Raw genomic sequence first — 24,776 nt, 5'->3', positions numbered from 1 at the left:
TCAATAGAAAGGTGTTGGGTCAATATCCAATGAACTTGGCGAGACACCCCGCTCAATATGTAGCTCAGACTTGAGGAGATCAACCATAGTGACTTCGGTGTAACGCTTTGCCTTTAAAGAATAAAAACATTTTACAATCGGGTGCAGTGCGTCTCTGTCTTTCGAGGCCCAAACAATGCCGATACGGCCATCCGATAATTCAACTAAGGAGCCCACAGGATAAACGCCTATGCAGCGAATAAACTCATAGACCAGTTCTCTATCTAGGTGGAATGGCGTCAGGCTAAGGAGAATTTTAAAGGCCGCAGCAGGACTCATGGCCTCTTTGTAGCAGCGCGTCGCCGTCAAGGCATCGAAAATATCGACGATACAACTCATGCGCCCATGGCGGGGGATTTCATCACCCTTCAGCCCCCTTGGATAACCTCGACCATCTAACTTTTCATGGTGCATCAAACAGATATCTTTACTGATCTGCGAAAGACCATTAGTTTCGTTCATAATTTCAAGCGCATACACTTGGTGCAGCTTCATATGCTCAAATTCTTCCGGCGTCAGTTTGCCCGGCTTGTGCAGCACTTTATTGTCGACTTTAATCTTGCCAATATCGTGCAAAATACCACCGACGGCCATTTCCCGCAGCATCTCACGGTCGAGTTTGAGGTATTTGCCGAAGGTGACGAGCAAAAAGGCGACATTCACTGAATGTTCGAGTAGGTAGGCATCTTTTGAACGGAGTGCAGACATACACTTAAGCGCGTCTTCATCGAGGAAGACAGATTCGATCATGCTATCGGCTAATGTCTCGAAGGGCTTAACCTCTATGGCTTTGCCTTCGAAAGTTTCGGCTAACACCTTACGAATAAGATCCTTAGCTTCGGTGAGAATGACTTGAGCTTGCTCCTGTTGCTTTTCACGGGTTAATGGGAATTTTCTGCTCCCGGCTGGGATATGGTTGCTGATTTTCTTCTTAAAACCACAGTGTTCTGCCGAGCGCTCGGTATCGACCCAAACAAATTTGATGCCGTTTTTTGCGAGTCTTGCAATGGCATCCTTGTGCTTGATTTGGCCTGCATTAGTTATAGCAAGTTGGCCCTTATCACTTTTGTCTATAGCACTGACAAACATACCTAATGTCAGTTGCGACACAGGCAATTTGATAAGATCAACTGATTCTGCCGGCTCACTCATTTCTGCAACCCCAAGGATAACTAACTTTATAGAAAACCATAAAAGAACCCAACAACATCAGAGCAGTTAAGTGTGTCTTACTTTGGTAGTATAGAACAGCTTACTGGGCATTCTATGTCGGGGATGGCAAAATCACCATACACTTTGTTACCCGCCGAGAAGAACATCATAAAAGCCAAGCAAAACGAGGGCTTATTGCGCAAAATTTAGCTAATCATCTAATAATTCTGATTTTTTAATAGTAGGCATTCAAAACTATCAACCAGCCAACGCCGATACTGGCAGTTGTAACAGCAGCGAGGCTCGTCATCCACTTGCTCATCCTCATCATCGGGGATAAAACCTGTGCATTCCTGTGCTACTCGCCTGGCCGCGGAATACTGGTTCAACCCCGCACGGAAAATCCAGCGGTTATCCTCTAATTCAAATGCCTGCTCGGCCAATATGGGTGTCATTTCAACCTCCCTCTAATAGGCCTGTAATGCTTGCTTACCCGCATTACGCCATGTTTGAGCCTCTCTATCGACTAACAACACAAACTGATGCCCAAGGTAAACGGCTTTCACTTTACCCTTGAGCTGTACTCGATCATTCGCCGCGAGGGGATACCGCTCTGTGCTCATCACAGCATCTAGCCCTGTTTGCTCAAGGATCTCGGCAACACTGAGTTCGAGTGCAACATCCTCAAACTGGCCAAGTTTAATTTGGCCTTTTACTCGGCCATCGCTGCCCATCAAGCGCAGCCCTAAACCCGCTAACGCGCCAATAACACCTTGGCCAGTGCCGCCATGCTCAGTTAACTGGATATTGAGTTGTTCGGCTAGATTATAGGCCGCAAGCTTAGTGATCACTTCGGTTTTTGCTCTACGACCAAACTCCATTAGGGCCACTGCATCGTATTGAGAGTCGACATTGAGTATGGCGATGCCCGGGTCTGCCTTAGGCGCCGACTCAGCGATTAAATGGGCAACGGCATATTGGTGGATCTCAGCCTGAGTCAGTGGTGAGCGCAGCGCAAAACACATGGCACTGTTATGGGAGGTGTAGGGAATATCGGGGTGTACAAATAATTGGTGCCGCGTCACGAAGGAAGCCTTACCGCCGGAAATACTCTCGAGGAGGTGTGCAATTTCCTCGGCAATTTCCCCCGTGCCCTTAGTGCCGATATCATCGGTGTCATCGATACAAATTAGCCAGTTTTTCATCTACATTCCTAGGGTTAGAGTTTTAAAATTTGTCTCTGTGCAACAGATCGTGGGCCTTTAAGCGCGTGAGCACTGGCGGCACAAGCAAAGCGCCAAGAGTGGCAAAGAATCCGCCTTTTAATACGCTCATTCCCCATTGAATCACCACGACATCCAACTCCATGCCCGCCAGGATATTGGTCAACGCCACTTTACCGGCCCAGGCGATGCAACCCGCTATGCCTAAAATCACGCAGCGCCAATGCAACGCCAAACTCAGAGGTAGAAGCAAAGCAATCAGATCCATCCCTATGGCGGGCAAGACAAACTTTAACAATATCATAGGCCCACCTTTCCCGACGCCCAGAGCCATAGCCACAAGGCCAGCAATAGCGCCACAGGCCGTCATGCTACCGAAACGTCCCAACGCCCCGTAGCAAATCAAATAGAAAAAACTCATTAAAAACATACTGTGTCCAGATATGCCGAGTTTCAGCCTTAACATGCTCGTTAATGCCACCAGTAAGGTGGCGCAAAAGCCAACAAAGAGCGAGTCTTGCAGGCTAAGGGGAAGTTTTTTAGTCATTGTTGTCCCTCGGTGAATGCCAATGGGTTGGCCGTTGGTTTAAGCCAAAATGACGGCTCTGCGCCGCAATAGCCATTTGACGAGATAATTTAAGTAGTTGGATCAAGACGGGAAATAACACGCAATATACCAACTCGGCCCAATTTCTCGGATTACGTAGCGCCCTTGGGGTAATGCGTGCCCCGCGCAAACATTGAATGTGGTAAATCTCGCGGATTTCATCGGCCATATAAGGCAATAAACTTAAGGAGGCCGCGACCACAAAGGCCCACTTAGTCGGCAAAAAGGTACTCAACACTTCGCCGATGCGCTCGGGGGGAATTGTAATACACAGCCACCAACCGGGGATGGTGGCCAAAATGATACGTGCAACCACTATGGCCCCCTGGGCTAAATGCGCTGTGCCATAGAGGATTAAATACAGACTCAAAGTGATGCTCAGTTGCACTAAACCTAGCTTCAGTACCCCCAAAATACTGCCGCGACGCAGTAAACCGTGGATCACTAACAGCCCATTCAGCCCTGCGAGTGGCAGGAGTAGGTCAGCGGGTAACACAAAAGCACAGGCCGAGAGCACACAGACGAAGAGCAGTGCTAAGCTGCAGATAGCCGTTTCACGCCGCTCGCGACGCCAATGCCCCCGTATTCGCTGGCGCGAACGTCGACAGCTAACCCACATAACGCGCCTCCATCTCCATAGGATCTTCCGTCAACTGGCCATTACGTAGGCTAAGTTGCCGTGACACCGCCCTATGCTCAATGTGTCTATGGCTAGTGAGCAAGATGGCAGAGCCCTGCGAGCTTAAACTCTGTAGTAAATGCCACACTTTGCCGTGGTAATCTTTATCCATTCCCGCTAAAGGATCATCAAGTAACAATACCTTAGGGCATAAGCAGGCTAATGAAGCTAAGGCAATTAAGTGCTGTTGACCGTAGGATAATTTATGGGGTGACAGTTCAGCTAAATCCGATAGCTGTAACTCATCCAACATCTGCGATGCGCGCGCTTTAGGGAGTTCAAAACGCTTGAGACTGAACTGCATTTCGGCCAGCACGCTGGTTTCAAACAATTGTCGACTCGGCCTTTGCATCAATAGCCCCAGTTCGGCGCCGTAGATCCCAAGCTTTGGTCTTCGCCCTAGCACTTTAAGGGGTAATCGCTGCCTTAAATTCAGCACACCTGCGATAGTTTTTAATAGGCTGGTTTTGCCTGAGCCGTTATCCCCCACTAAGGCCACGATTTCACCCGCCCGCAGTTGAAATCCCTGTGGACAAGCAAATAGCACTGGGCTGCCATCGAAGCCGAAATCGAAGGCCTCGGCACTGACGAGCACTTTGCCTAAGTGGTTAAACTGACTGTGCCATACGGGAGCCTCGTCTGACGGCGCATCCTTCACGGTATAAATGCCTGCGGATAACTTGCCCGCCTCTAACTGCCAGTAATACTGGATAATGTCGCTGAAGGCGGAGGCGTTATGCTCAACCAATACCAGCGCCATCCCCTCTTGGATAAGATTGCGCAGTACGATTAACAGCTCACTGACGCCGTGATCATCGAGTTGTGCCCAAGGCTCATCGAGCAGCAGCAAATGGGGCTCGCACACCAGCTGGGCGGCAATCATTAGCCGATATTTCTGCCCGAGTGACAGCGTGCTGACTTGGGTATCGAGGCGTAAATACAGCCCCACGCGCCGCAATGCAAGCTGCACTTTAGGCAGCATTTGCTCGGCGGGAATGCTGAGATTTTCCAGCGCAAAGGCGACCTCAGCCCCCACCGTCTGCCTGATGAGTTGAATTTGCGGGTCCTGCATCACCAGTCCCGTCACTAGCTTAGGGTTACGCCAGATTTCACCCTCATGGGGGCGATTTAACACCCCCGCAAGTAGGTTTAACAGACTCGACTTCCCAGAACCCGTCGGCCCGCTCACACAGTGGCATTGGCCGGAACCAATGCTTAAGTTGACCTCCTGCAATACAGTCGGTAACTGGCTACCATAGTTAAAGCTAACGCCTTTAAGCTCTAGGAGTGTCATCTTAAATCTGCCAATTCACACCGAGAAAGATCTGCCGTCCCGCCTGTGGCAATGCTTCACTCTGGTAGTAATTTTCATCCAGCAGGTTGGTTGCTCGTAGATAAACATCTAATTTGTCTTGGATTAATGGTTGCACCAGATTCACATCGACTAAGGTGTAGTTATCCAGAGACTGTTGTTGATATTGGGTCTGACCGTTAACCTTCACTTGAGTCGCATAGACTTGATCCAAAATACGCTCCAGATTCAGATGTATTTGAGTTTCGAAGGGAAACTCGTAACTCATCTGCCAGCGTAATTGATGGCGAGGGCGGTATTGCAGCGCATCTAAGCTATCGTCACCGTCCATCTCTTCAGAGTCTAGGAAGCTGTAGGAGAAGCTCAGATCTAAATGCTCAATAGCCTTATTATTAATCTGAAAATCAATCCCTTTGAACTTATAGCGCCCCATATTTTGGTAGAAACCATCGATATCCTTAGCGATATAGTTTTCCGCATCTGTGTAATAACCATAAACAGAAAAATCCGTGCTTGCGGGTAGATTTTGCTCTAAGCCCAACTCCAGATGTTTAGATTCTTCGGCCTCTAAATCGCCATTACCTGAGAGTTGTGAATACAAGTTCACCATAGAGGGGAAGCGCACCTTGCGCGCAACACTCAAACTCAGGCGCGAATCCGGCACCAACTGCCAATAGCTAGAGGCCATGGCAGAATAGTTGTCATCCGTGCCATCACTGGTATCGAGTGAATGATAAGCGCCACCTAAGGTAAAGCCGTATTGATGCTCAGATTGATATTGATATTCAGCCGCTGCAGTATATAACCATGCGGAATCATTTAAGTTTTCGACACCGCCATTGCCTCCTCCTGAGCCCGAACCACCGCCTGAACCACCGCCAGAACCTGTACCGCCGCCGTTGCCGCCACCTGAACCACCGCCAGAACCTGTACCGCCACCAGAGCCACTGTTACTGCCAGTCGCTGGATAAGTATTGACTACTGACTTCCAACTTTGCTCCTCAGCAATGACCGACGTCGTTAACAAGCCTGCGGCATGTAAATCCGTGATCAGTTGTAGATTGATACCTTGGACTACCGAGCGCCCATCTTGGGATTGAGTGACAGCTTGATAGGTTTCATCGGCATAGGAGGCCTCTAAGGTATCGCTTTGATTGTGATAGCCAAATCCACGCAGCGTAAAAGTATCGTCAAACCTATGCGCCAAACCTAACTGGGCAGTATGTGAGTCATAATCATCGGTACGCTCATATTTCATCTTGCCACTACCGGTTCCATCACGGGCGGGTTTACCCCATTCACCGCTGCGCAGCGCCATATTTGCAATCAACTGTGTCTTATCGGATAACCAGTAGCTGCCTTGGGCATAGAAGTTATTAACTTCTTTATCCGAGTTAACTCGCAGTTCCCCATCTTGAGATGGCGTCGGTTCAAAATCATTCGACATTGGGAAGCCGTCCGTCTGTTGACGGCTAACACTGACGAGCCCCTGCCAATCATCCCCCGAACCTGCGGCGCTAATATCACCGTTGAAGGTATTATCCTTACCCGCCTCCAAACGCCCAGAAAGTGCAGGAGCCGTATCCCCTTGCTTGGTAATAATATTGATCACCCCACCCGCACCACTCGGACCATAAAGCACCGACGTCGGGCCCACGGATACTTCAACCGAGGCGATTTGGCTGGTAGGGATCACACTCGGGTCGAATTGCCCGTCATCGGCGCTCACCATAGGCACGCCATTGACTAAAAGGGTGACATGGCGCGTTTTAAAGCCACGAATATCGACTCTAGGAGTGCCGTCACCGCCCACGCGAATATACACACCAGGCACATTTTTTAAGACTTGATCTAGCGTTTGTGCGCCCAAGGCGCGGATCTCCTCCTCACTAATGCTCCAGTGGGTTGTCGCCATTTCACTGGCCTCCCCACCGTCACCGTGAACGACGATCACTTCATTGATATTGAGAAGTGGATCGCGAGAGATATCATCGGCTTGAGCCGCAAAACTAAGACCAATGGCCAAGGCCAAAGTCGACATGCTAAAGAGGGTATTAGTCGTAATCATATTATTGTTGTCACATAGAAAATCTAAGATGTGCCGCTTATTGTGGGCCGTGATGATTCTGTCTCAACCCAAAAACTGCCAAAAACCAACCCAGATCGACTAATTAAAACAAAAGGGAAAGATAACAGAGAGTTAAAGGACAAAATGTCCATTGATAGCTGACTTGTCGACAAAAAGACCCACTCAAGTCACATTTTTTATCGCCACAAAATGAGACTATGGCAAAAGTCACAGCCAAGCGGCTAACATCTTGACACCTAAGGCCACGGCCTTTAATTTGAGCGAAAGATTCTTATTTACGTACTGATACCGAAAAATCCCAAGTACTTGAACAAGAATGTATTCACTTAATCAAAAAATCACTGGTGCCCAGAGCACCCATAGGCCCTTAGCCTTTATTTATTATCTTTGGAGTTTTCTTTGCCCGTCCATGCCCTGTCTGAAGACCTTAAGCGTCTCATCGACAAACTTATTCAATTAAAGCAGGTTCCCCCTACCGAACCTATAGTGCAGTTATCCCAAACAACTGTATCTATGCCTTTGATTTCATGGCTGGCATCCCAGACCCAATACCCCAGAATCTACTGGCATGGGCGCGATCGCATTGAAGAAGTGGCAGCCATAGGCGCCTGTAAAGACTTTAAATTTGAAACCGGAGTCGATGATCAGCAACTGGCGCAGGCTTACCAAGCACAACGTGCCCTCTCGACCAACCAGGACATTCGCTACTATGGCGGCGTGGCCTTCGATCGCAGCATAGAATCTTGGCCCGAGTTCGGTAATAGCCGTTTTGTACTGCCTCGCATCGAGTTTAGGCGCAGCGGGACTCAATTCAGTTTGAGAGTTAATCTCAATTTTGCCGATAACGATCCCCACACGGAAATAGATAAGGCCATCGCGGCCATCGAAGCCGTTATGCCCGCGAAACCCTTAGCACCACCAAACAAACTCGCATTATTGGGGCGTAGCGATAGACCCGACTTTCAGCGCTGGAAGGCATTAGTCGAGCAAGTGGTCGATCCCAAATTTAACCAAGACACCCCCAAAGTCGTGCTATCCCGATTAACACAACTTGAAGTCAATGAAAGGGTCGACCCTTGGATGGTGCTCGCCTGCTGGCAGGGACGTAATCCCAATAGCTTCCAATTTGGTTTTCAATTTAGCCCAGATCGCACTTTTATCTCTTGCTCACCCGAGCGTTTATTCCGCCGCCGCCAACAGGAACTATTTACCGAGGCATTAGCGGGCACGACAGTGCGAGGGTTAAATCAGGAGGAAGATATTGCCCTGGCAAATGCCCTACTCGAAGACAATAAAAATAGCGTCGAAAACCAGTTAGTGCGTAGCCACATAGTGAATATGCTCACGCCGTTGAGCCATTATGTAGGCGCGGAGGAATCGGCCACTATCTTTAAACTGACCCATATTCAACATTTACACCGGGCTATTCGGGCCGAACTCAAGGCGGGGGTGAATGATTTTCAACTCCTACAAGCACTGCATCCGACGCCCGCTGTTGGGGGCCTGCCTCGGCATTCGGCGATGAGTTTTATTCGTCAGCGCGAAGGTTATATGCGCGGTTGGTATGCTGGGGCCTGCGGCTATTTCAATAAATACGAGAGTGAGTTTTCGGTGGCGATCCGCAGTGCCCTTATCGAACCCGGTCGAATTAATCTATTTGCCGGTGCGGGAATTATTGCGGGGTCGGATCCACTGGCGGAGTGGCAAGAGCTGGAAAATAAACTGGCGACTATTATGTCGATTCTGATCGAGCTCTAGCTTCTAGAATTACAGCTTATCTCGCTACTATGGCTTCTAGAACAATAGCTTATAGAACCAGAGTTGATCGAACTATCGTTAATGGGGGTTTAATAGCCATTCGCCTTTGTCTCAGTAAAGAGCCTATCTTGCTCACCCGAGTCGATTAAGCGTTTATGGGCTAGATCAAAATGCTGTTTCAACATGCGGCCTTTTTCGGTATTTGCGAAGGCAAAAAAGGTTTCCGCCTTTAGTACCCCTTGAATAATAACAAAATTCTTCCGGTCTTTTAGTCTAGGCACTAGGGATAGGATGCCTTTTCGATAGTCCAGCACGGCATCGATTCGCCCCGCATTTAAACTATTGAGCATAGTGAGCATATCGCTGCTTTCTTCGTAGTACATGGGCACGGGTGTCAGCATATTGTAGCGATAGGCCAACATGGCCCGCACTTTTTTATGGGATAAACTCTCGATCCCGACCCAACTGGCGGCAATGGCCGGGGTAACGGCGGCATCAATAGAATCGATCTCGACAGCATGCTCACTCAATAGGCTCTTTTTAATATCTCCTTTGTACACGCTGAGCACTATATCGACTCGGTTATTTTCAATCAGATAAAGCGTGCGCGCAAAGGGAACAAACTGCACATTGAGCTGCCATTCTGGCGCCGGAAAAACGCGGTTAAGGATATCGAAGTAGTAGCCAGTTTCATCGGGATTAGCGAAACCCTCCCATGTTGCTGTCACTAGGTTAATAACAACAGGATTGGTGGGAGTCGCCGAAGCAAAAAAGCTCAACAAACACAGGCAAAATACACTAAAGAATGATCTCATCGCGCCCTCCTTCATGTATTAAGAAGTGTAGGATAGTTTCTATCTCTTTGTTGTGTAACTTAGGATAGCTCAGTGCAATAAAACGCCTTGACGCGCCACACTACGGCTTGACTGGCATTGGTAATCAGTTCTGGCCGGCTTAGCTGGTCACTGTGGACAAAATACAGCACATTGCTCTTTACATAACCGACTGGCATGCCATTGAAATAAATATACTCCTTACTGCTGTTGGGCTCCGCCAGCAACAAATCGGCCTTGTTTGCGTTTCTCTCTTTTCTTTTTTAAACTTTTTATATCAGCAACTTAAGTGACAATATAAGTATAAACCCTGTGAATACGAATATACTTAAGATTACATGTTCTTTCACTTCACTTGTTAATGATGGATCACCAATTTTTGAAAATTTAGGTAAAATTGAACAAATGGAAATGCCCAACGCTCCTATTCCAAACGAAAATAAGGTGAAGCTAAAACTAAAAATGTATAACAACACAACTTCAAGCCTTGGATCTATCGACGAGCAATCATAAACACTGTTAAAAATCGGTATGAAAAACGACCTAGCTCCGAGTATTGTAACTGCCACAACGATTACTCCATAGGAACAATAATTGATTACTTTACTATTTATAAATTTACTGAGCATAAGATCACCATGGCTTCCATTTGTCGACAAAATTATCAATAGAATCGCCCCAAGTACCATCAGAATAGTTGATACCAATCCAACCGCCTGCAGCAGCACATGCCAAACCAACGATACCTGTAGCTTTAGCTCCTGCTCCTAATAGGCCAATAGTCGCAATGGTACTTGCACCTTCCATATCAAATGAAGAAGCTCCATCTCTGACCATCTTGGCTCTTTTTTGAGTAGAATCACAATCTGAAGATTGCTGTACACTATTGCTTTTTATGGAGTCCTTTTGGTAGTTGATATATTTATCTCCAGCAAGCGCCCCTCCAATACCACTAGCCAAACATTTAGCTGCAATTAGCCACAACTTTCCATCTGGATCAACCCTCGTCACAGGATTCCCACCCACATAAGCATAGGTATTGATCCCACCCGCTAAACCTATCGGATCGCTCTGAATATACCGGCCCAATGCCGCATCGTAATAACTGTTCCAGTTGTACCAAAGGCCTGATTCAGTATCATAATACTGTCCTGGACAAAAATGTCCGGAACATTTTTGAACATCGCCTGCGATGGCCCAAAGGGCGTAAGGCAGGAAGCCTGGAGTCAAGCCCAAATTAAACTCCCCAATACTCGAGGTCTGTACCGTTCTGTCAAACGCCTTAAGGTTCGCCTTCCACACGACTGATTTGCTGGCATCGGTAATCAACTCAGGCCGGCTTAGTTGGTCACTGTGGACAAAGTACAGCACATTGCTCTTTACATAACCGACTGGCATGCCATTGAAATAAATATATTCCTTACTGCTGTTGGGCTCCGCCAGCAATTGCCCCGCACTGGAATAGATATAGCGCTCAGTGCTGCTGCCTCTACGCCTCAATTATGAGTGTCGCAGTTATTATCTGAATTCTGGTTTTTGACAAAAAACAGCCTAAATATTAATGCTAAAAGAAGTAAATTAAATACGACACACGAAACGATTAAACTAAATTGATTAATCTCCATAATTTGCGAATAAAGACCATCTTTTATTGAATTTAAGTTTTCAAGTGATTCAATCTTTGCCTTTAACATATCAACATTGTACTCTTGCCCCTCATTCAAAGGGACCGAGATAAAGGTTTCTATTCTCGACTTGAAAACAGATGATTTTCCAATAGCTATATATGTTGATGTCATACCTATAGCGCAGATGATAAGTAACACCTTCAAAACCAAAATTTTTAATTTAAATTTATTCATAATGTTCATTTCTTTTATAGTGGTGTTGGGGCTAATGCACCACACACCAGACCAGCAAGAGCCACACCTATCCCACCAACAACAAATGTAGAACCATCCATCCCTGTTGTCATCGCGTTACCCTTTTGCCTTATGATACTTTCTCTAATTTTATTTAATTGTAGCTGCTTCAAATTACCATCATTCGTGCTAGCGTCGCATTCACTGATCTGCTTATCTACAACTCCGAGCATATGATCCAAATTTTCAATAAGATCCGAGGACATTAGACTCATTCCATAAGCAGTTGAGAGTAACCCTACCCCTTCTACCGCTGCATAACATACTGCTACATTAATGGCTTTTTGACCGTTAGGATCATAAATCGTAATGGGATTATTTAATGAGTAAGCATAAGTATTTATTCCACCCGCTAAACCAATCGGGTCACTCTGAATATACCTACCCAATGCCGTATCGTAATAACGGTTCCAGTTGTACCAAAGGCCTGATTCAGTATCGTAATATTGACCTGGACAAAAATGTCCGGAACATTTTTGAACATCGCCTGCGATGGCCCAAAGGGCGTAAGGCAGGACGCCTGGAGTCAAGCCCAAGTTAAAATCACCAATGCTTGAAGTTCTTTCGCTATGAATTAATCACTAGCGGATATGAGCTCCCCATTTGGCGCCAAGTTCATCAAGCGCTAACTCTGCAGCTCTTTCGTCGTTGCTCTAAGCTCCTCGTAAAATGCATTATAAATATAAAGAGGGCAGAACCAATTTAAATAGACTCTCTCATTTATTTGAATCTGACCCTTTTATTTGCATTTAATGCGAGTTTGACCCGTTTATAACTGATTTAGGTCGTAAAACGTACGTTTCTAATTATTCACATCGGTTACTGCCGCGGTGATGCCTTAGCCGATACTGCGGGGGTATGGTTGTTAGCCCTAAGAGCCAGCAAGCCAGTCACGCAGTAAAGAATCAGAATACTAATGTTCCCCCAGAAGAAGCCCGTAAACGCCTCTGACCTTTTAGAGTGAAATTTCTGCATAGCATCAAGAGTTAATGAAACAACTTTGGCATTACATACATCATCGTTAAGGTTGACACTTTCACCTAATAGGTGAATTGCGGTTTGATACTCATTTTCACCGATAAACAAAGCAATGTTCAACAAAGCACCCACTACAAAGAAAGCAATCATTAGCATCAATAATATTTTTCTATTATCTTTAGTTTTTATCATTTAATTCAACCATTCTTAGAATGGCAAAACATTCCAGAAAATACACAAACTGCTGACATGCCGGTCCTGATGAACTGTTCCTTTTTAACTATAACTTTCATAGCGCGACTAATTCACAGCATTAATTGCACTTTACATTTTTAAATTTAACTCGCTTGCACTCTTTATATAAAACTCACGAAAGGCGTTGTGCACGCCCCAATGCTAGCATTCGACAAGAAGTTATAACGTAGTTCAGCTATACACACTGTCAATATCTAAAATGTAACTCCACTGCCAGGCGATGACCATTTTAAGCATGGCGTAACCTATGAATTACTCACTGAACAATCTAATAATTTAAAATAAAAATAAACTTCAGCATAATGATTCATATACATTCTATATGGCAGAGTTATCCGCTACGGCCAATTCGTTTCAACAAGACTTAAATTGCTACACTTTTGTACAAATAATCAGACTTAATTGTCTGATAAACTCGGGGAGATATACAGGGCGGGATCATACTTTGTTAACTAACGGATACTTTTAGGCTTAAAAAACGGAATGTTATGCTAACGACCTGTTCCCTATGTCACTATTTGAACACTTGAAACTCATCGAAGAATTCGGCAAAGAGAACCTATCTTGGTTGTGTAAACATCGAGATTTTGACAAAGGGATCCCTACTCGGCATTCAATCGCGCGGATCATTAAAGTCATCGATACTGAAATCCTGGTTTTAACGCTCTTTCGTTGGGCAAATCGCTTAAGAGCAGCATCCACTAAAAGCTGGCAAACCCACCAAGATGAGAAAGGCAACATGGTATAGCGATTTTGGAGCGAGATACGCTTTAGTTAAGAAATTTAACAAAGCTTAATCCCGCCCTGGCGGTTTACCAAGACACATATTTAAAAGTGGTTGGAATGTGCACTGTTAGCTTGCATCTTAAGGGGCGGTCATTATAATGGCCGCCCTCCGATTGCAGTGTACTGGGATCGGTTGATAAGCGATTCAATATAATAAAATGATCATTAGCGGGTTCCCTCACCCCGCCCTACACAACTAAAAAGGCCACAGAATGTTAATGTTAACCGCAGCGCAGCTCCGCCGCGCCTTACTCCTATTAGTAGGATTCCACATACTGATTATTTGCGTCAGCAACTACTTAGTACAACTGCCATTTCAGCTATTTGGTTACCACACGACTTGGGGCGCATTCAGCTTTCCATTCGTGTATTTAGCCACAGATCTCACTGTACGTATTTTCGGCCAAACGGCTGCGCGTAGCATTATCCTTAAGGCTATGGTGCCTGCACTGATGATTTCCTACGTGATGGGCGTGCTATTTCACCAGGGTAGCTTCCAAGGGGCTGATTCACTTGGGCAGTGGAATACCTTCGTCTTTCGTATCGCCTTTGCCAGTTTTGCCGCCTACTTGATTGGCCAACTGATGGATATCACAGTCTTTGCTCGCCTGCGGGCCAGCCGCTCTTGGTGGGTCGCACCTGCGGCATCCACCATAGTGGGTAACTTAGTCGATACCTTAGTTTTCTTTAGCGTCGCTTTTTATGCCTCATCGGACAGCTTTATGGCCGCTCATTGGCCCGAAATTGCCAGTGTCGATTACGGTTTTAAGTTACTCGTGAGCTTAGGTCTATTCCTGCCTGCCTACGGTGTTTTGCTAAAAGTCTTACAAGACAAGATTTTGCAAACCAGTCCGCAAAAAGTAGTTTCCTGATTAACTCAACTGGCCAGACCTGTTATAATTTAGCCAGTTTATCCTCGGCCCCATGGCTTCTCGCTGTTGAATGGGGCCGATTTTCATGAGAGAAAATTATGTATTCTATTGAAATCAAAGCGCTGACAGCACTGACGCCCGAGCTAACCGAGCAACTCGTTGAACTTAGCCTGCAGATCCCAGAACTCGATCGCCCACTCACCAGTCAAATCCTAACGGAGCGGCTGGCAGGCAAAACATGCTTGATTCTATTAGCCTATGTTGAGGGTGAACTCGCGGGGTTTAAGCTGGGATACGGACAAGATGAAACCCGTTTTTACAGTTGGTTAGGGGGAGTTGCCAGCGACTTTAGGCGTTTAGGGCTGGCGCAGAGTCTGCTGGAATACCAAGAGACTTGGGCCCACCGTCAAGGTTATCGCCATATTCAAGTTAAGACGATGAACCGTTTTCCTGCGATGCTTAATTTATTGATCCGGAATCAGTATTTGATTACTGAACTCAACACCGACCCCAAAAACCTTATCGACCATAAGCTGCATTTGAGCAAGTCTATCTAAGAGATTAAGGGAAATCAGTGCCACTCTTTGTAAAGATTTGCACTTTTTTCATTAAATAGCTTGCAAACACAATTGAGAATGATTATCGTTAACTTGCGTTCCAAAACTCATCTTTAACACCGATGACTGGTAATCTGAAGTGTTTAAAGTGCTCCTGAGTTTGCAAGCACGACATTGCTCACACACACTCTTTTGTGGCCGGATTCATCATCCGGCTTTTTTTTGCCTTAAATTTATCTAAATCTCGGTAGAACCGCCTGAAAAATGTAAGCCCTCGTAGGGATTATTTTGCTGCTCTTCCTTCGCTTCATGGTACAAGCCTATCGTAAAGATAGAGCCTTTGCCCAATATAGAACTCACTTCGATAGTGCCACCAATTCGCTTAATAATACCGTAGCTAAGGGAAAGCCCTAGGCCAGTACCATCTTTACGTGTGGTGTAAAATGGGTCGAAAATCCGCCCAAGTTGTTCAGGTGCAATCCCAGAACCTTCATCTTCCACTTCGATTTTGACACCAATCGGCATATCCTGCTGCAGCCAGTCATAGGTCCGCACCCAGATGCGGCCCTTGCCATCCATTGCATGTGCCGCGTTCACGACAAGATTAATCAAGACCTGCAGTAATTGCGGCCGATTAACCTGTACAGGGCAAGTGGCATTGAGCTCAGTGATAAGCACAACTTCTTGTTTTTGAATGGAATGCCGCACTAACACTAGCATCTCTTCAATAATAGGCGTAATAGGATGCATCTCCAGCGGCGCATTGAATTCACCTGGGCGGCTGTACTGCAATAGGCTGCGGATAATAGTGCTTATCCTTCCAACCTGTTGAATAACTAGATCTATTTCCTCTTTTACCACTTCGGCATTATCGCCAAGCTCATAGCGTAGTAGCTCCATATTGCCGAGGATAACGGCGGTAGGATTGTTAATTTCATGGGCGATACCGGCGGTCAGTTCACCTAGGGCGGTGAGCTTCTCGTTGGTGACTAACTGTTGGCGGGTTTCGTTGAGTAGCGCCACGTTTCGTTGTAGCTCTAGGGTCTTATCCTGCAAGCTGCGAGTGCGCTCCTCGACTTTCATTTCAAGCTGCTCCGCCGCCGCTTGGATCTGCGCATTTCGCCGCTGTAACAGGTCAAGCATGCTGTCAAACTGCTCCGCTAAATTAGAGAGCTCGTTATCCCTATCGAGCCCTAGGGCGCCAATACGAATATTACGGCCAGACTGCACCGCTTGCACCACGTGGTGAATACGTTCTATCGGTTGCAGCAGACTGTAAGCACCGCGGTAAACTAACAGGCCAGATACCAGCAGCACTAACATCAAAATCGTACCTAACTCAATAATATTAAGGAGATAATTGTGGATAAAAGGCGACTCAGAAAACCCAGTGTAGATCATACCTACCCGCTGCCCTCGAATATCCTCTAAGGGCGCATAGGCAGAGATAAACCAATCATTAAACACAAACGCTCTATCGACCCATAAGTCGCCCTGAGCTAACACTTTCTCACGCACTTCCTCAGACACTAAACTCCCCAACGCGCGCCCCTGGGTCTCGGTCCCCTTTGGATAAAAGTGCAAGGGTACGTTGGTTGAGATGCGAATATTATCTAAGAAAATGGTGACAGTGCCTATCGAACGCTCGGGCAGCGTCCCCTTGTCATACACCAGATCACGAATATGATCGACTATCCGAGTATCACGGTTAAATAAAATACCACCGTCGAGATACCAGGCCACTTTACCCTCGGCATCGGGCACAGGTAACAGGCTACGGCTGAGTAAGCCTCGCTCTTCCACTGCCTTGCTCGGGCTCTGTGCCCTTAATGTCGCCACAATGGGAATACTGGCGGTGACAGCTAACTCAGGATCGATGCGCGATAAGCGCTCTGGCGATAACACCATCAGCCCAGAGTAAGGCAGCAAGCCTCCCATCTTAGGCAATATCAGCCGTAAATCTGGGTCCGCCGCCGCTTCATCTACACTGACTAAACGCAAATAATCGAGATTGAGCAGCATTTTCTGCTCCTGCAGGAAGGCATCGATACTCGCCCTATGGGCCAAGGCTCCCCCTAAGATGGGTCGAAAGTCATTCTGAAAGGTCCACGACGTCATCACCCGCTCAAGCTGTTTTTCTTGGCGGACTTGCACTTGCTGCAGGGTATTTTCGGCCACGGCGAGGTCGGCCTTGACCTTCATAAACAGCTGTTTACCTGTGTAGCTGATATTCCAGTAGATAGTGATAAACACTAAACTCACTAAGGTCAGCAGAATGGGCAGTAAAGTTAGGATTAATATGCGATAGCGCACCTTGGCCTGCATTTGCTGCCAACTGACACCAAAAAAGTGAGTGAAAAATGACACCCTAAGACTCCTGTTCGCCGCTGAAGTCAAACCACTCTTTATATTTGCGATCTAAGGTCTTACGGGATACGCCTAGGTCACGTGCGGCGGCTGATTTATTACCAGAGTGCAGGTCGACAACACTAGTAACATGATGTTTTTCAACCTCTTTTAATGGCCAATCAAGGGGGTAACCCTGGGACGATAAGGACTCGCTCTTAATCTGCTGTTTCCAATATTCCGCCGGGGGCTTGCCGAGTAAAATACAGCGCTCAATCATATTTCGCAGCTCACGGATATTTCCTGGCCACTCATGCTGTTGTAATTTCACCATATCCTCATGGCTCCACACGACTTCCCTCACGCCCAAATCGGCGGCCAATTGCCGAGTAAAATGATGGGTCAGTTCCACCACATCCTCAGGGCGCTCGCGCAGGGGAGGAATTAAAATATCCAACACATTCAATCGGTAATATAGATCACGGCGGAAATTTCCCGCTTCGACTTCCTCGACAAGTGTACGATTAGTCGCGGCAATCACGCGGACATCAATATTGACTTCCTTCTCGCTGCCCACGGGCCGAATCGCCTTCTGCTCCAATACTCGGAGTAGAGCCGTTTGCATTTTCAGTGGCATCTCGCCGATTTCATCGAGGAAAATAGTGCCACCGGAGGCAAAACTAAATAACCCTTCACGATTGCCTTTCGCCCCGGTAAATGCCCCAGCCGTATGACCAAATAACTCGCTCTCGAGTAACTCAGGGGCGATGGATCCACAATTGACGGGCACAAATGGTCCCTGACGGCCACTGAGTAAATGCAATTGTCTTGCGACCAATTCTTTACCCGTACCGGATTCACCCTGAATAAGCACGACGGCATTGGTCGGCGCCACCCGCTCGATAATATGTTTGACCGACTTCATGGCCTCGCTGCTGCCAATAATGGTCGAGGAATAACCGATAGAGACCTCGCGGCGCAGCATCAGGTTTTCACGCTTAAGCAAACGGCGCTCGATACAACGGTCAACCGCCGACATCATCTGCTCAAGGTGGAAAGGCTTCATAATAAAATCAGAAGCCCCGGCGCGAAGGGCGGTAATTGCCACTTCCATATCCGCATAACCCGTCATAAAAATAATATCCGAACGGCGCCCCTGCTCATCTAAGGCTTCATGCCATTCGATCCCAGAGCGGCCCGGTAGACGAATATCGACAATCAATAGGTCAAAGTGGCACCGGCTACGCAACTGCTCCGCATCTTCAATGCTGCCAGCGGTTTCAACTAAGGCGAATTTCTTAGACAATGCCTTATTTAAAAAACTACGCATTCCGGGCTCATCGTCGACGATAAGCACTGAAACGGCCGAAGGAAGGGGCTTGAGGTTGTTATCTATCTGGCTCATAGTGATCACTTCTGGACATTTTGACTCAATTGCGAGCAATTCTAGCATTGAAACTCGGTTAATAGGTCACTATGAACCATGAGAAGCGTGCGCTGAGACAATTTGTCTGCGGACTATTTGTTGAGCCTGAGATCAAGCTCACAGTTTAGATCAGCCTGTGAAGGGAAAAGGGCAATTATCGGCTTGGCATCTAAATTGCTTTCAATCGAACGCATTACAATTTACCCCTCCGCTCAGTAGGCATTTGAGTCGGAACCCTATTTTTCGCCAAGGAGTATCCATGCTAAACATGAAATCCCATATGAAGTCATTACTGAGCCTAGTTATTGCTGCCAGCATGCTCACCGTTTTACCCGCTCAATCTGCTGAAGTCATTAAACTAGCGACCACCACAAGTACCGAAAACTCAGGTTTGTTAAAAGAACTCCTGCCTAAGTTCGAGAGTGAATCAGGTTATAAAGTCCAAGTTATCGCCACGGGTACAGGTAAAGCCCTGAAACTGGGTGAGCAAGGCGATGTGGATCTCGTGATGACCCATGCCCCAAGTGCCGAGGCAAAATTTGTTGCCGATGGTTTTGGTGTTGAGCCCCGTGGCATCATGGAAAACGATTTCGTTGTCTTAGGTCCTAAAAACGACCCAGCGAAACTACGTGATAGCAAAACCGCCGAAGAAGCTTTTACTAAAATCGCCAAATCAGGTTTACCTTTCGTTTCCCGTGGTGACAACTCTGGCACCCATATCAAAGAGTTAGAAGTATGGAAAGCTGCGGGTGTGACGCCCGATTTCAAAGGCTATACCTCGGTAGGCCAAGGCATGGGTAAAACCCTACTGATGGCAAATGAGTTACAAGGTTATACCCTAGCGGATCGTGGTACATTTGTGGCTTACAAGACTAAGCTCGATTTGGGCGTGGATTTCGATGGTGGCAAAACCCTAGCGAACCCATACCAAGTTATCCTTATCAGCCCTGCTAAATATCCAGATCTGAACCACAAGGGCGCTAAAGCGTTCAGCGATTGGTTAATCAGCAAGGAAGGCCAAAGCATGATCAACAACTTCAAAGTTGAAGGTGAGCAACTGTTCAAGGCAACCTATAGCGAATGAACGACGGCTGGCTAGTACTGTTACAGCAGGCGTTGAGCCTGCTGTTTTCATTGGACCCCGACGTTTGGTCCATCATCTCTGTCTCGTTTGCCGTTTCTTTCGCGGCGCTGTTAATCACCTTAGTCCCCTCTATGGTGCTCGGTTTTGTACTCGCCTTTGCGCCCTTTCGTGGTAAATGGTTAGTCACTAACTTAGTCCAAACCCTGCAATCTATCCCTACTGTGGTAATAGGTTTGCTGGTGTATTTACTCCTGACCCGCAATGGCCCGCTGGGGGACTTAAAGTGGTTATTCACCCAAGAAGGCATGATCCTCGGGCAAATGTTGATCTGCGCGCCAGTACTGATCGCCATGAGCCAAGCCGCCTTTACCAGCGTCGATCGCCGGGCATGGGAAACCTCACGCACCTTAGGCGCCTCCTGGGGTCGAGCCGTGTGGACAGTATGCCGTGAGCTGCGCATGCCCCTACTCTTGGCCATTGTCGCCGCCTTTAGTCGTATTCTGACCGAAGTGGGTTGTTCTATGATGGTTGGCGGCAATATTTTAAACGTGACCCGTAATATCCCCACCGCCATCGCGCTGGAAACCAGCAAAGGTGATTTTGCTCAAGCAATCGCCCTTGGACTCGTGCTGCTTATCTTGGCCTTGATCCTTAACTTTGCTTTAGGTAGTTTACGGGGCAAAGCTATGCCAAGGAGCCATTAACCTATGACTCAGGTAAAACTCACCGCCCGAGACTTGGAAATGTCATTTGGCTCGCGCCTACTCTTTCAAGCCGAATTACTCGAATTGTGTCAGGGAGATGTGATTTATCTTCAGGGTGATAATGGGTCGGGTAAATCCACCCTAATGAAAATTCTGGCCGGATTAATTAGACCCACTAAGGGAAATATCGAGGCCGTCGGCTTTGCCACTGATGCCTGGTGGCAGCGTAATCCTCTGCTAGGTAAGGCTGTTTACCTGCATCAGCACCCTTATTTATTCGATGGCACAGTAGAGTACAACCTTAACTATGGTCTCAGTTTCAGCACTGAAGCTAAGGCCAAGGCGAAACAACGCACGGCGCAAGCCATTGATATAGCTCAGTTAGGTTCGCTATTACACGCTAGAGCGAGCAACCTATCCGGAGGCGAAAGGCAACGTCTCGCCATTGCACGCGCTTGGATACTGCAACCTAAACTCCTGATGCTCGATGAGCCGACCTCCAATATGGACAAGGATTCCCAAGCACTGGTATTGCAGATGATCCAACAATTAAAACAAGAAGGCACAGGCATGCTGCTCAGCAGTCACCAAAATTGCGCGTTAACCGCCATCTGCAAACAACAATGGCACATAGAAGGCGAGCGAGTGCTAATCTCATCTCAATCCGTACAAACAGCTCCAGTTGAGGGATCTTTATATGTCGTTGCGAATTGATGCTGTGATCCTCGCCGGTGGCATGGCACGCCGTATGGGCGGGGACGATAAAGGTTTAGTCGAATTAAATGGCAAGACCATGATTGAACACACGATTGACAGGATAAAACCTCAGGTTAAGGAGATCCTGATCAACGCAAATCGCAATCAAACACGGTATGCTGAGTTTGGTTTTAAGGTGATAAGCGATGAGCATACTGGTTTTCTCGGCCCCCTCGCGGGCATGATTAGCGCTATGGGCCAGACCGAGGCAGACTATTTATTAGTCGTGCCCTGCGACTGCCCGCTACTGCCATTGGATCTTGTGCCACGGATGTTGGCAGCGATTAAGACTGAAGATGCGGAGATCGCGGTCGCCAGTGACGGTGAATATGAACAACCCGTCGTCTTACTGTTAAAACCTTGCTTACGTGACTCGATGAAAGCTTTTCTCGAGGCGGGTGAGCGTAAAGTGGACTTTTGGTATGCCAAGCATCACTTTGTCGTTGAATCTTTCGCCGATCAGGCCAACGCCTTTGTGAATGTGAATACGCCGGAACAAAAACAACGACTGGCGGCGCAAATAACTAAAAGCTAAAGCCCCCATAACCCAGATTAGAGGTGCAAATGAGTAACCCCTTCGTCAATCCGCTCGCTATTCCCGTTCTCGGATTTTGTGCCTATAGCGGCACGGGGAAAACCACCTTACTCAAGCAGTTAATCCCCGAATTAAACCAACGGGGGCTACGTTTAGCCGTTATCAAACATGCCCACCATAACTTCGATGTGGATATCCCCGGTAAAGACAGTTATGAAATGCGTAAAGCTGGCGCGCGGCAAATGCTGGTCGCCTCCCATGTACGTTGGGCACTGATGACGGAAGATGCGCGCGACGGCGACCCTGAACTCGTCCATCTGCTAAAACAAATCGAGGCCGATAAAGTCGATATCGTCCTCGTCGAAGGTTTTAAGAAGCTCACATTACCTAAAATCGAATTACACCGCGCCGCCCACGACAAACCTTTTATCTACACCCAAGATGACAATATTCTCGCCATCGCCTGTTGCGATGACACTCAGTTGCCGAGCGAGCTACGTCGCCTCGATCTCAACAATGTCAGCCAAATTGCCGACTTTGTGATGGAATATGCCCACAACTGGCAAGCGCCCAGTATCAAGCTGCCGATCAACACTGTGGATGCCTGTGAACTAGGCAATGATAAAAATCTCACAGTGAGCCAAGGGTTAGCACAGATTTTATCCCATGTGTCCCCAGTCGCAGAGGTTGAAGCCCTTGACTTAGATGCCTTGGATAACCGCGTACTCGCCAGCGACAGCATTTCTCCCGTCGACGTACCACAGCAGACTAACTCGGCAATGGACGGTTACGCCTTTATTTATCAAGACCCTATGCCAGCAAGCTTTAAACTTGTCGGTGAAGTGCTTGCCGGCCATCACTATGCTGGCACGCTCAAGGTCGGTGAAACAGTGCGGATCATGACGGGCGCTCCTGTGCCCGCAGGCGCCGATACAGTCCAACCCAGAGAACTCGCCCAAGAGGTCGATGGTCTTGTGAGCCTGCAGGGCCATATTGAACTAGGTCAGCATGTTCGCCTCGCGGGGGAAGATATCGCCAAGGGGCAAGTTGCACTCGCAAAAGCCACCCGTCTAGGCGCCGCAGAGCAAGGTTTACTCGCCTCCCTAGGTCTCAATAGTGTCAGTGTCTATCGTCGCCCCAGGGTTGCCGTGTTCTCTACTGGCGATGAAGTGAGCCAACCCGGCGATGAGCTAAAGGCTAACTGCATTTATGATTCAAATCGCTTTACTATCAAGGCGATGGCAAAGCGCTTAGGCTGTGAAGTCATAGATTTAGGCATCATTGAAGATTCAGAGGCCGCCCTCGAAGCCACCCTTGCACAGGCAGCAACCCAGGCCGATGTAGTGATTAGCTCCGGCGGGGTATCCGTAGGTGATGCCGATTACATTAAGACTGTGCTCGCCCGCCTTGGCAATATCGATTTCTGGCGGATCAATATGCGTCCAGGCCGTCCGCTCGCCTTTGGTAAAATTGGGGAAACGCTGTTCTTCGGTCTGCCGGGTAATCCCGTGGCCGTTATGGTGTCTTTCCTGCAATTTGTGCAGCCAGCGCTGCGTAAACTGGGTGGTGAACTCAATTGGCAAGCGCCATTATTTCCAGCCATCACTGATGAAACCCTGCGAAGCCGCCAAGGCCGTACCGAGTTTATGCGCGGTATTTATCACCTCGGCAAGGACGGACGCCTACACGTGAGCAGCACAGGCAACCAAGGTTCGGGCATGTTAAGTTCCATGGTCACAGGCAATTGCCTTATCATCATTGGCGATGAGGCTGAAGTAGTGAATACAGGTGAAACCGTGTTTATTCAACCCTTTGCGGATTTACTTTAGGAGCCAGTGAGCACCTATGAGTTTACTAGTAGATCCCTTTGGCCGTCGGGTCGAATATTTAAGGCTTTCGGTTACCGACCGCTGTGACTTTCGCTGCGTCTATTGCATGACCGAAAATCCCTGTTTTCTGCCTAGGGACCAAGTGCTGCACCTCGAAGAATTAGCTTGGATTGCCCAAGCCTTTACCGAGCTAGGCGTGACGAAAATCCGCCTAACCGGGGGCGAGCCCTTAGTGCGCACCGATTGCGATCAACTTGTCAGCCTGCTCGGCAAACTCCCTGGACTTAAGGATTTGTCCATGACGACGAACGGCTCGAGGCTGACTAAGCTTGCCAAACCTATGTTCGATGCGGGATTAACCCGCCTCAATATCAGCCTAGACACCTTAAATCCCACGCTTTTTACCCAGTTAACCCGCAACGGTAAGCTCGAGCGAGTTATCGAAGGTATCGATGCCGCCATTGCCGCAGGCTTTGGGCGCATTAAAATAAATGCCGTTATTTTAAAACAGCAAAATGATAATGAAGTTATTGATCTTGTGGATTTTTGCCGCGAGCGGAACTTAGATATCGCCTTTATCGAAGAAATGCCCCTCGGCGAAATAGATGAACGTAAGCGCGCCCGCCACTGCAGCAGTGATGAAGTCAAAGCCATCATAGAAACGCGCTATCCACTCAAACTCTCCGATAAGCGCACCGGTGGCCCAGCGCGATATTACACTATGGCCAACAGCCCAATCCATATCGGTTTTATCTCGCCCCATAGCCACAACTTTTGCCATGAGTGCAACAGGGTCAGAGTCACTGTCGAAGGCCAATTACTGCTCTGTTTGGGCAATGAGCATGCCGTTGATCTTAAAAGCATAGTGCGTCAATTCCCAGGGGATATCGAGAGGCTTAAAGCCGCCATTCTTGCCGGCATTAACCTTAAGCCCAAACAACATGAGTTCGATCATAACGCGGTGCAAATCCTACGCTTTATGAATGTAACGGGCGGCTAACCCACAAAGTTCAACGCACTCGCAGGACTAGCAT

The 24,776-nt window shown here is 47.6% G+C and carries 22 protein-coding genes and 1 pseudogene; 10 read left to right on the top strand and 13 right to left on the bottom strand.

What is annotated here, in order from left to right; all coding sequences use genetic code 11:
* From JFT56_RS00480 to JFT56_RS00450, 7 genes are all read right to left on the bottom strand, one after another.
* Positions 1–1,191: an HD-GYP domain-containing protein gene (locus tag JFT56_RS00480; RefSeq protein ID WP_198781845.1), complete on the bottom strand. Its 1,191-nt coding sequence runs from the start codon at positions 1,189–1,191 to the stop codon at positions 1–3.
* Between the two features lie 218 nt (positions 1,192–1,409).
* On the bottom strand, positions 1,410–1,646 hold the full coding sequence (locus JFT56_RS00475) for a hypothetical protein (protein WP_198781844.1): 237 nt from the start codon (positions 1,644–1,646) through the stop codon (positions 1,410–1,412).
* Positions 1,647–1,658: 12 nt separating this feature from the next.
* A complete protein-coding gene (locus JFT56_RS00470) occupies positions 1,659–2,396 on the bottom strand; it encodes a DNA-binding protein (RefSeq protein ID WP_198781843.1) in 738 nt (245 codons plus the stop codon).
* A gap of 22 nt (positions 2,397–2,418) precedes the next feature.
* The gene (locus tag JFT56_RS00465; protein WP_198781842.1) at positions 2,419–2,961 is read right to left on the bottom strand and encodes a core component of ECF transporter; all 543 of its coding nucleotides are present in this window, start codon (positions 2,959–2,961) and stop codon (positions 2,419–2,421) included.
* On the bottom strand, positions 2,954–3,640 hold the full coding sequence (locus JFT56_RS00460) for an energy-coupling factor transporter transmembrane component T (RefSeq protein WP_198781841.1): 687 nt from the start codon (positions 3,638–3,640) through the stop codon (positions 2,954–2,956). The genes JFT56_RS00465 and JFT56_RS00460 overlap by 8 nt, the downstream gene beginning before the upstream one ends.
* Positions 3,630–4,994: an ATP-binding cassette domain-containing protein gene (locus JFT56_RS00455; protein WP_198781840.1), complete on the bottom strand. Its 1,365-nt coding sequence runs from the start codon at positions 4,992–4,994 to the stop codon at positions 3,630–3,632. Before JFT56_RS00455 ends, JFT56_RS00460 begins: the two co-directional genes overlap by 11 nt.
* Position 4,995: 1 nt before the next feature.
* The gene (locus JFT56_RS00450) at positions 4,996–7,080 is read right to left on the bottom strand and encodes a TonB-dependent receptor plug domain-containing protein (protein WP_198781839.1); all 2,085 of its coding nucleotides are present in this window, start codon (positions 7,078–7,080) and stop codon (positions 4,996–4,998) included.
* Positions 7,081–7,500: 420 nt separating this feature from the next.
* Between JFT56_RS00450 and JFT56_RS00445 the strand changes: the two genes are divergently transcribed.
* Complete coding sequence (locus JFT56_RS00445; protein ID WP_198781838.1) at positions 7,501–8,859, top strand: isochorismate synthase; 1,359 nt, start codon at positions 7,501–7,503, stop codon at positions 8,857–8,859.
* Between the two features lie 89 nt (positions 8,860–8,948).
* On the opposite strand, the gene JFT56_RS00440 is transcribed toward JFT56_RS00445, so the two are convergent.
* The 4 genes from JFT56_RS00440 to JFT56_RS00425 form a co-directional block, all read right to left on the bottom strand.
* A complete protein-coding gene (locus JFT56_RS00440) occupies positions 8,949–9,674 on the bottom strand; it encodes an ABC transporter substrate-binding protein (protein ID WP_198781837.1) in 726 nt (241 codons plus the stop codon).
* Positions 9,675–10,325: 651 nt separating this feature from the next.
* Positions 10,326–11,138, bottom strand: coding sequence for an RHS repeat-associated core domain-containing protein (locus JFT56_RS00435; protein ID WP_198781836.1), 813 nt, complete (start codon positions 11,136–11,138; stop codon positions 10,326–10,328).
* 430 nt (positions 11,139–11,568) lie between these two features.
* A complete protein-coding gene (locus tag JFT56_RS19975; RefSeq protein ID WP_269819997.1) occupies positions 11,569–12,150 on the bottom strand; it encodes an RHS repeat-associated core domain-containing protein in 582 nt (193 codons plus the stop codon).
* 283 nt (positions 12,151–12,433) lie between these two features.
* On the bottom strand, positions 12,434–12,784 hold the full coding sequence (locus tag JFT56_RS00425) for a hypothetical protein (RefSeq protein WP_198781835.1): 351 nt from the start codon (positions 12,782–12,784) through the stop codon (positions 12,434–12,436).
* 598 nt (positions 12,785–13,382) lie between these two features.
* On the opposite strand from JFT56_RS00425, the pseudogene JFT56_RS00420 reads away from it, so the two are divergent.
* From JFT56_RS00420 to JFT56_RS00410, 3 genes and pseudogenes are all read left to right on the top strand, one after another.
* Positions 13,383–13,553, top strand: a pseudogene (locus tag JFT56_RS00420) (ISAs1 family transposase); the annotation flags it as partial.
* 292 nt (positions 13,554–13,845) lie between these two features.
* A complete protein-coding gene (locus tag JFT56_RS00415; RefSeq protein WP_198781834.1) occupies positions 13,846–14,505 on the top strand; it encodes a 7-cyano-7-deazaguanine/7-aminomethyl-7-deazaguanine transporter in 660 nt (219 codons plus the stop codon).
* A gap of 98 nt (positions 14,506–14,603) precedes the next feature.
* Entirely contained in the window at positions 14,604–15,062 is a 459-nt protein-coding gene (locus JFT56_RS00410; protein WP_198781833.1) for a GNAT family N-acetyltransferase, read from the top strand.
* Between the two features lie 237 nt (positions 15,063–15,299).
* Here JFT56_RS00410 and JFT56_RS00405 read toward each other — a convergent pair whose 3' ends face one another.
* Together JFT56_RS00405 and JFT56_RS00400 are read right to left on the bottom strand one after the other, a co-directional pair.
* Positions 15,300–17,429 (bottom strand): sensor histidine kinase, encoded by a 2,130-nt coding sequence (locus tag JFT56_RS00405; RefSeq protein ID WP_198781832.1) that lies wholly within the window; start codon positions 17,427–17,429, stop codon positions 15,300–15,302.
* 1 nt (position 17,430) lies between these two features.
* The gene (locus JFT56_RS00400) at positions 17,431–18,861 is read right to left on the bottom strand and encodes a sigma-54-dependent transcriptional regulator (RefSeq protein WP_198781831.1); all 1,431 of its coding nucleotides are present in this window, start codon (positions 18,859–18,861) and stop codon (positions 17,431–17,433) included.
* Positions 18,862–19,093: 232 nt separating this feature from the next.
* On the opposite strand from JFT56_RS00400, the gene JFT56_RS00395 reads away from it, so the two are divergent.
* Genes JFT56_RS00395 through moaA form a run of 6 tightly spaced genes read left to right on the top strand, consistent with a single transcriptional unit; the run spans position 19,094 to position 24,742 of the window.
* Positions 19,094–19,918 (top strand): substrate-binding domain-containing protein, encoded by an 825-nt coding sequence (locus JFT56_RS00395; RefSeq protein WP_198781830.1) that lies wholly within the window; start codon positions 19,094–19,096, stop codon positions 19,916–19,918.
* Positions 19,915–20,622, top strand: coding sequence for an ABC transporter permease (locus JFT56_RS00390; protein ID WP_198781829.1), 708 nt, complete (start codon positions 19,915–19,917; stop codon positions 20,620–20,622). The genes JFT56_RS00395 and JFT56_RS00390 overlap by 4 nt, the downstream gene beginning before the upstream one ends.
* Positions 20,623–20,625: 3 nt before the next feature.
* Entirely contained in the window at positions 20,626–21,336 is a 711-nt protein-coding gene (locus JFT56_RS00385) for an ABC transporter ATP-binding protein (protein ID WP_198781828.1), read from the top strand.
* A complete protein-coding gene (gene mobA / locus JFT56_RS00380) occupies positions 21,320–21,913 on the top strand; it encodes a molybdenum cofactor guanylyltransferase MobA (protein WP_198781827.1) in 594 nt (197 codons plus the stop codon). Before JFT56_RS00385 ends, mobA begins: the two co-directional genes overlap by 17 nt.
* Positions 21,914–21,942: 29 nt before the next feature.
* Entirely contained in the window at positions 21,943–23,742 is a 1,800-nt protein-coding gene (locus JFT56_RS00375; protein ID WP_198781826.1) for a bifunctional molybdopterin-guanine dinucleotide biosynthesis adaptor protein MobB/molybdopterin molybdotransferase MoeA, read from the top strand.
* A gap of 16 nt (positions 23,743–23,758) precedes the next feature.
* The gene (gene moaA / locus JFT56_RS00370) at positions 23,759–24,742 is read left to right on the top strand and encodes a GTP 3',8-cyclase MoaA (protein ID WP_198781825.1); all 984 of its coding nucleotides are present in this window, start codon (positions 23,759–23,761) and stop codon (positions 24,740–24,742) included.
* The last annotated feature ends 34 nt before the right edge of the window (positions 24,743–24,776 follow it).

It is taken from the genome of Shewanella putrefaciens (assembly GCF_016406305.1).
Taxonomy (GTDB): domain Bacteria; phylum Pseudomonadota; class Gammaproteobacteria; order Enterobacterales; family Shewanellaceae; genus Shewanella; species Shewanella putrefaciens_C.
This window is presented reverse-complemented; position numbering and strand designations above follow the sequence as displayed.

What these genes read in the sequence shown, in the direction of transcription:
- JFT56_RS00395 (WP_198781830.1), top strand. Translation starts at nt 19,094, where the DNA reads ATGCTAAACATGAAATCCCATATGAAGTCATTACTGAGCCTAGTTATT.
- JFT56_RS00410 (WP_198781833.1), top strand. Translation starts at nt 14,604, where the DNA reads ATGTATTCTATTGAAATCAAAGCGCTGACAGCACTGACGCCCGAGCTA.
- JFT56_RS00460 (WP_198781841.1), bottom strand. Translation starts at nt 3,640, where the DNA reads ATGTGGGTTAGCTGTCGACGTTCGCGCCAGCGAATACGGGGGCATTGG.
- JFT56_RS00385 (WP_198781828.1), top strand. Translation starts at nt 20,626, where the DNA reads ATGACTCAGGTAAAACTCACCGCCCGAGACTTGGAAATGTCATTTGGC.
- moaA (WP_198781825.1), top strand. Translation starts at nt 23,759, where the DNA reads ATGAGTTTACTAGTAGATCCCTTTGGCCGTCGGGTCGAATATTTAAGG.
- JFT56_RS00440 (WP_198781837.1), bottom strand. Translation starts at nt 9,674, where the DNA reads ATGAGATCATTCTTTAGTGTATTTTGCCTGTGTTTGTTGAGCTTTTTT.
- JFT56_RS00425 (WP_198781835.1), bottom strand. Translation starts at nt 12,784, where the DNA reads ATGATAAAAACTAAAGATAATAGAAAAATATTATTGATGCTAATGATT.
- JFT56_RS00375 (WP_198781826.1), top strand. Translation starts at nt 21,943, where the DNA reads ATGAGTAACCCCTTCGTCAATCCGCTCGCTATTCCCGTTCTCGGATTT.
- JFT56_RS00470 (WP_198781843.1), bottom strand. Translation starts at nt 2,396, where the DNA reads ATGAAAAACTGGCTAATTTGTATCGATGACACCGATGATATCGGCACT.
- JFT56_RS00415 (WP_198781834.1), top strand. Translation starts at nt 13,846, where the DNA reads ATGTTAATGTTAACCGCAGCGCAGCTCCGCCGCGCCTTACTCCTATTA.
- mobA (WP_198781827.1), top strand. Translation starts at nt 21,320, where the DNA reads ATGTCGTTGCGAATTGATGCTGTGATCCTCGCCGGTGGCATGGCACGC.
- JFT56_RS00400 (WP_198781831.1), bottom strand. Translation starts at nt 18,861, where the DNA reads ATGCTAGAATTGCTCGCAATTGAGTCAAAATGTCCAGAAGTGATCACT.
- JFT56_RS00390 (WP_198781829.1), top strand. Translation starts at nt 19,915, where the DNA reads ATGAACGACGGCTGGCTAGTACTGTTACAGCAGGCGTTGAGCCTGCTG.
- JFT56_RS00455 (WP_198781840.1), bottom strand. Translation starts at nt 4,994, where the DNA reads ATGACACTCCTAGAGCTTAAAGGCGTTAGCTTTAACTATGGTAGCCAG.
- JFT56_RS00450 (WP_198781839.1), bottom strand. Translation starts at nt 7,080, where the DNA reads ATGATTACGACTAATACCCTCTTTAGCATGTCGACTTTGGCCTTGGCC.
- JFT56_RS00475 (WP_198781844.1), bottom strand. Translation starts at nt 1,646, where the DNA reads ATGACACCCATATTGGCCGAGCAGGCATTTGAATTAGAGGATAACCGC.
- JFT56_RS00480 (WP_198781845.1), bottom strand. Translation starts at nt 1,191, where the DNA reads ATGAGTGAGCCGGCAGAATCAGTTGATCTTATCAAATTGCCTGTGTCG.
- JFT56_RS00465 (WP_198781842.1), bottom strand. Translation starts at nt 2,961, where the DNA reads ATGACTAAAAAACTTCCCCTTAGCCTGCAAGACTCGCTCTTTGTTGGC.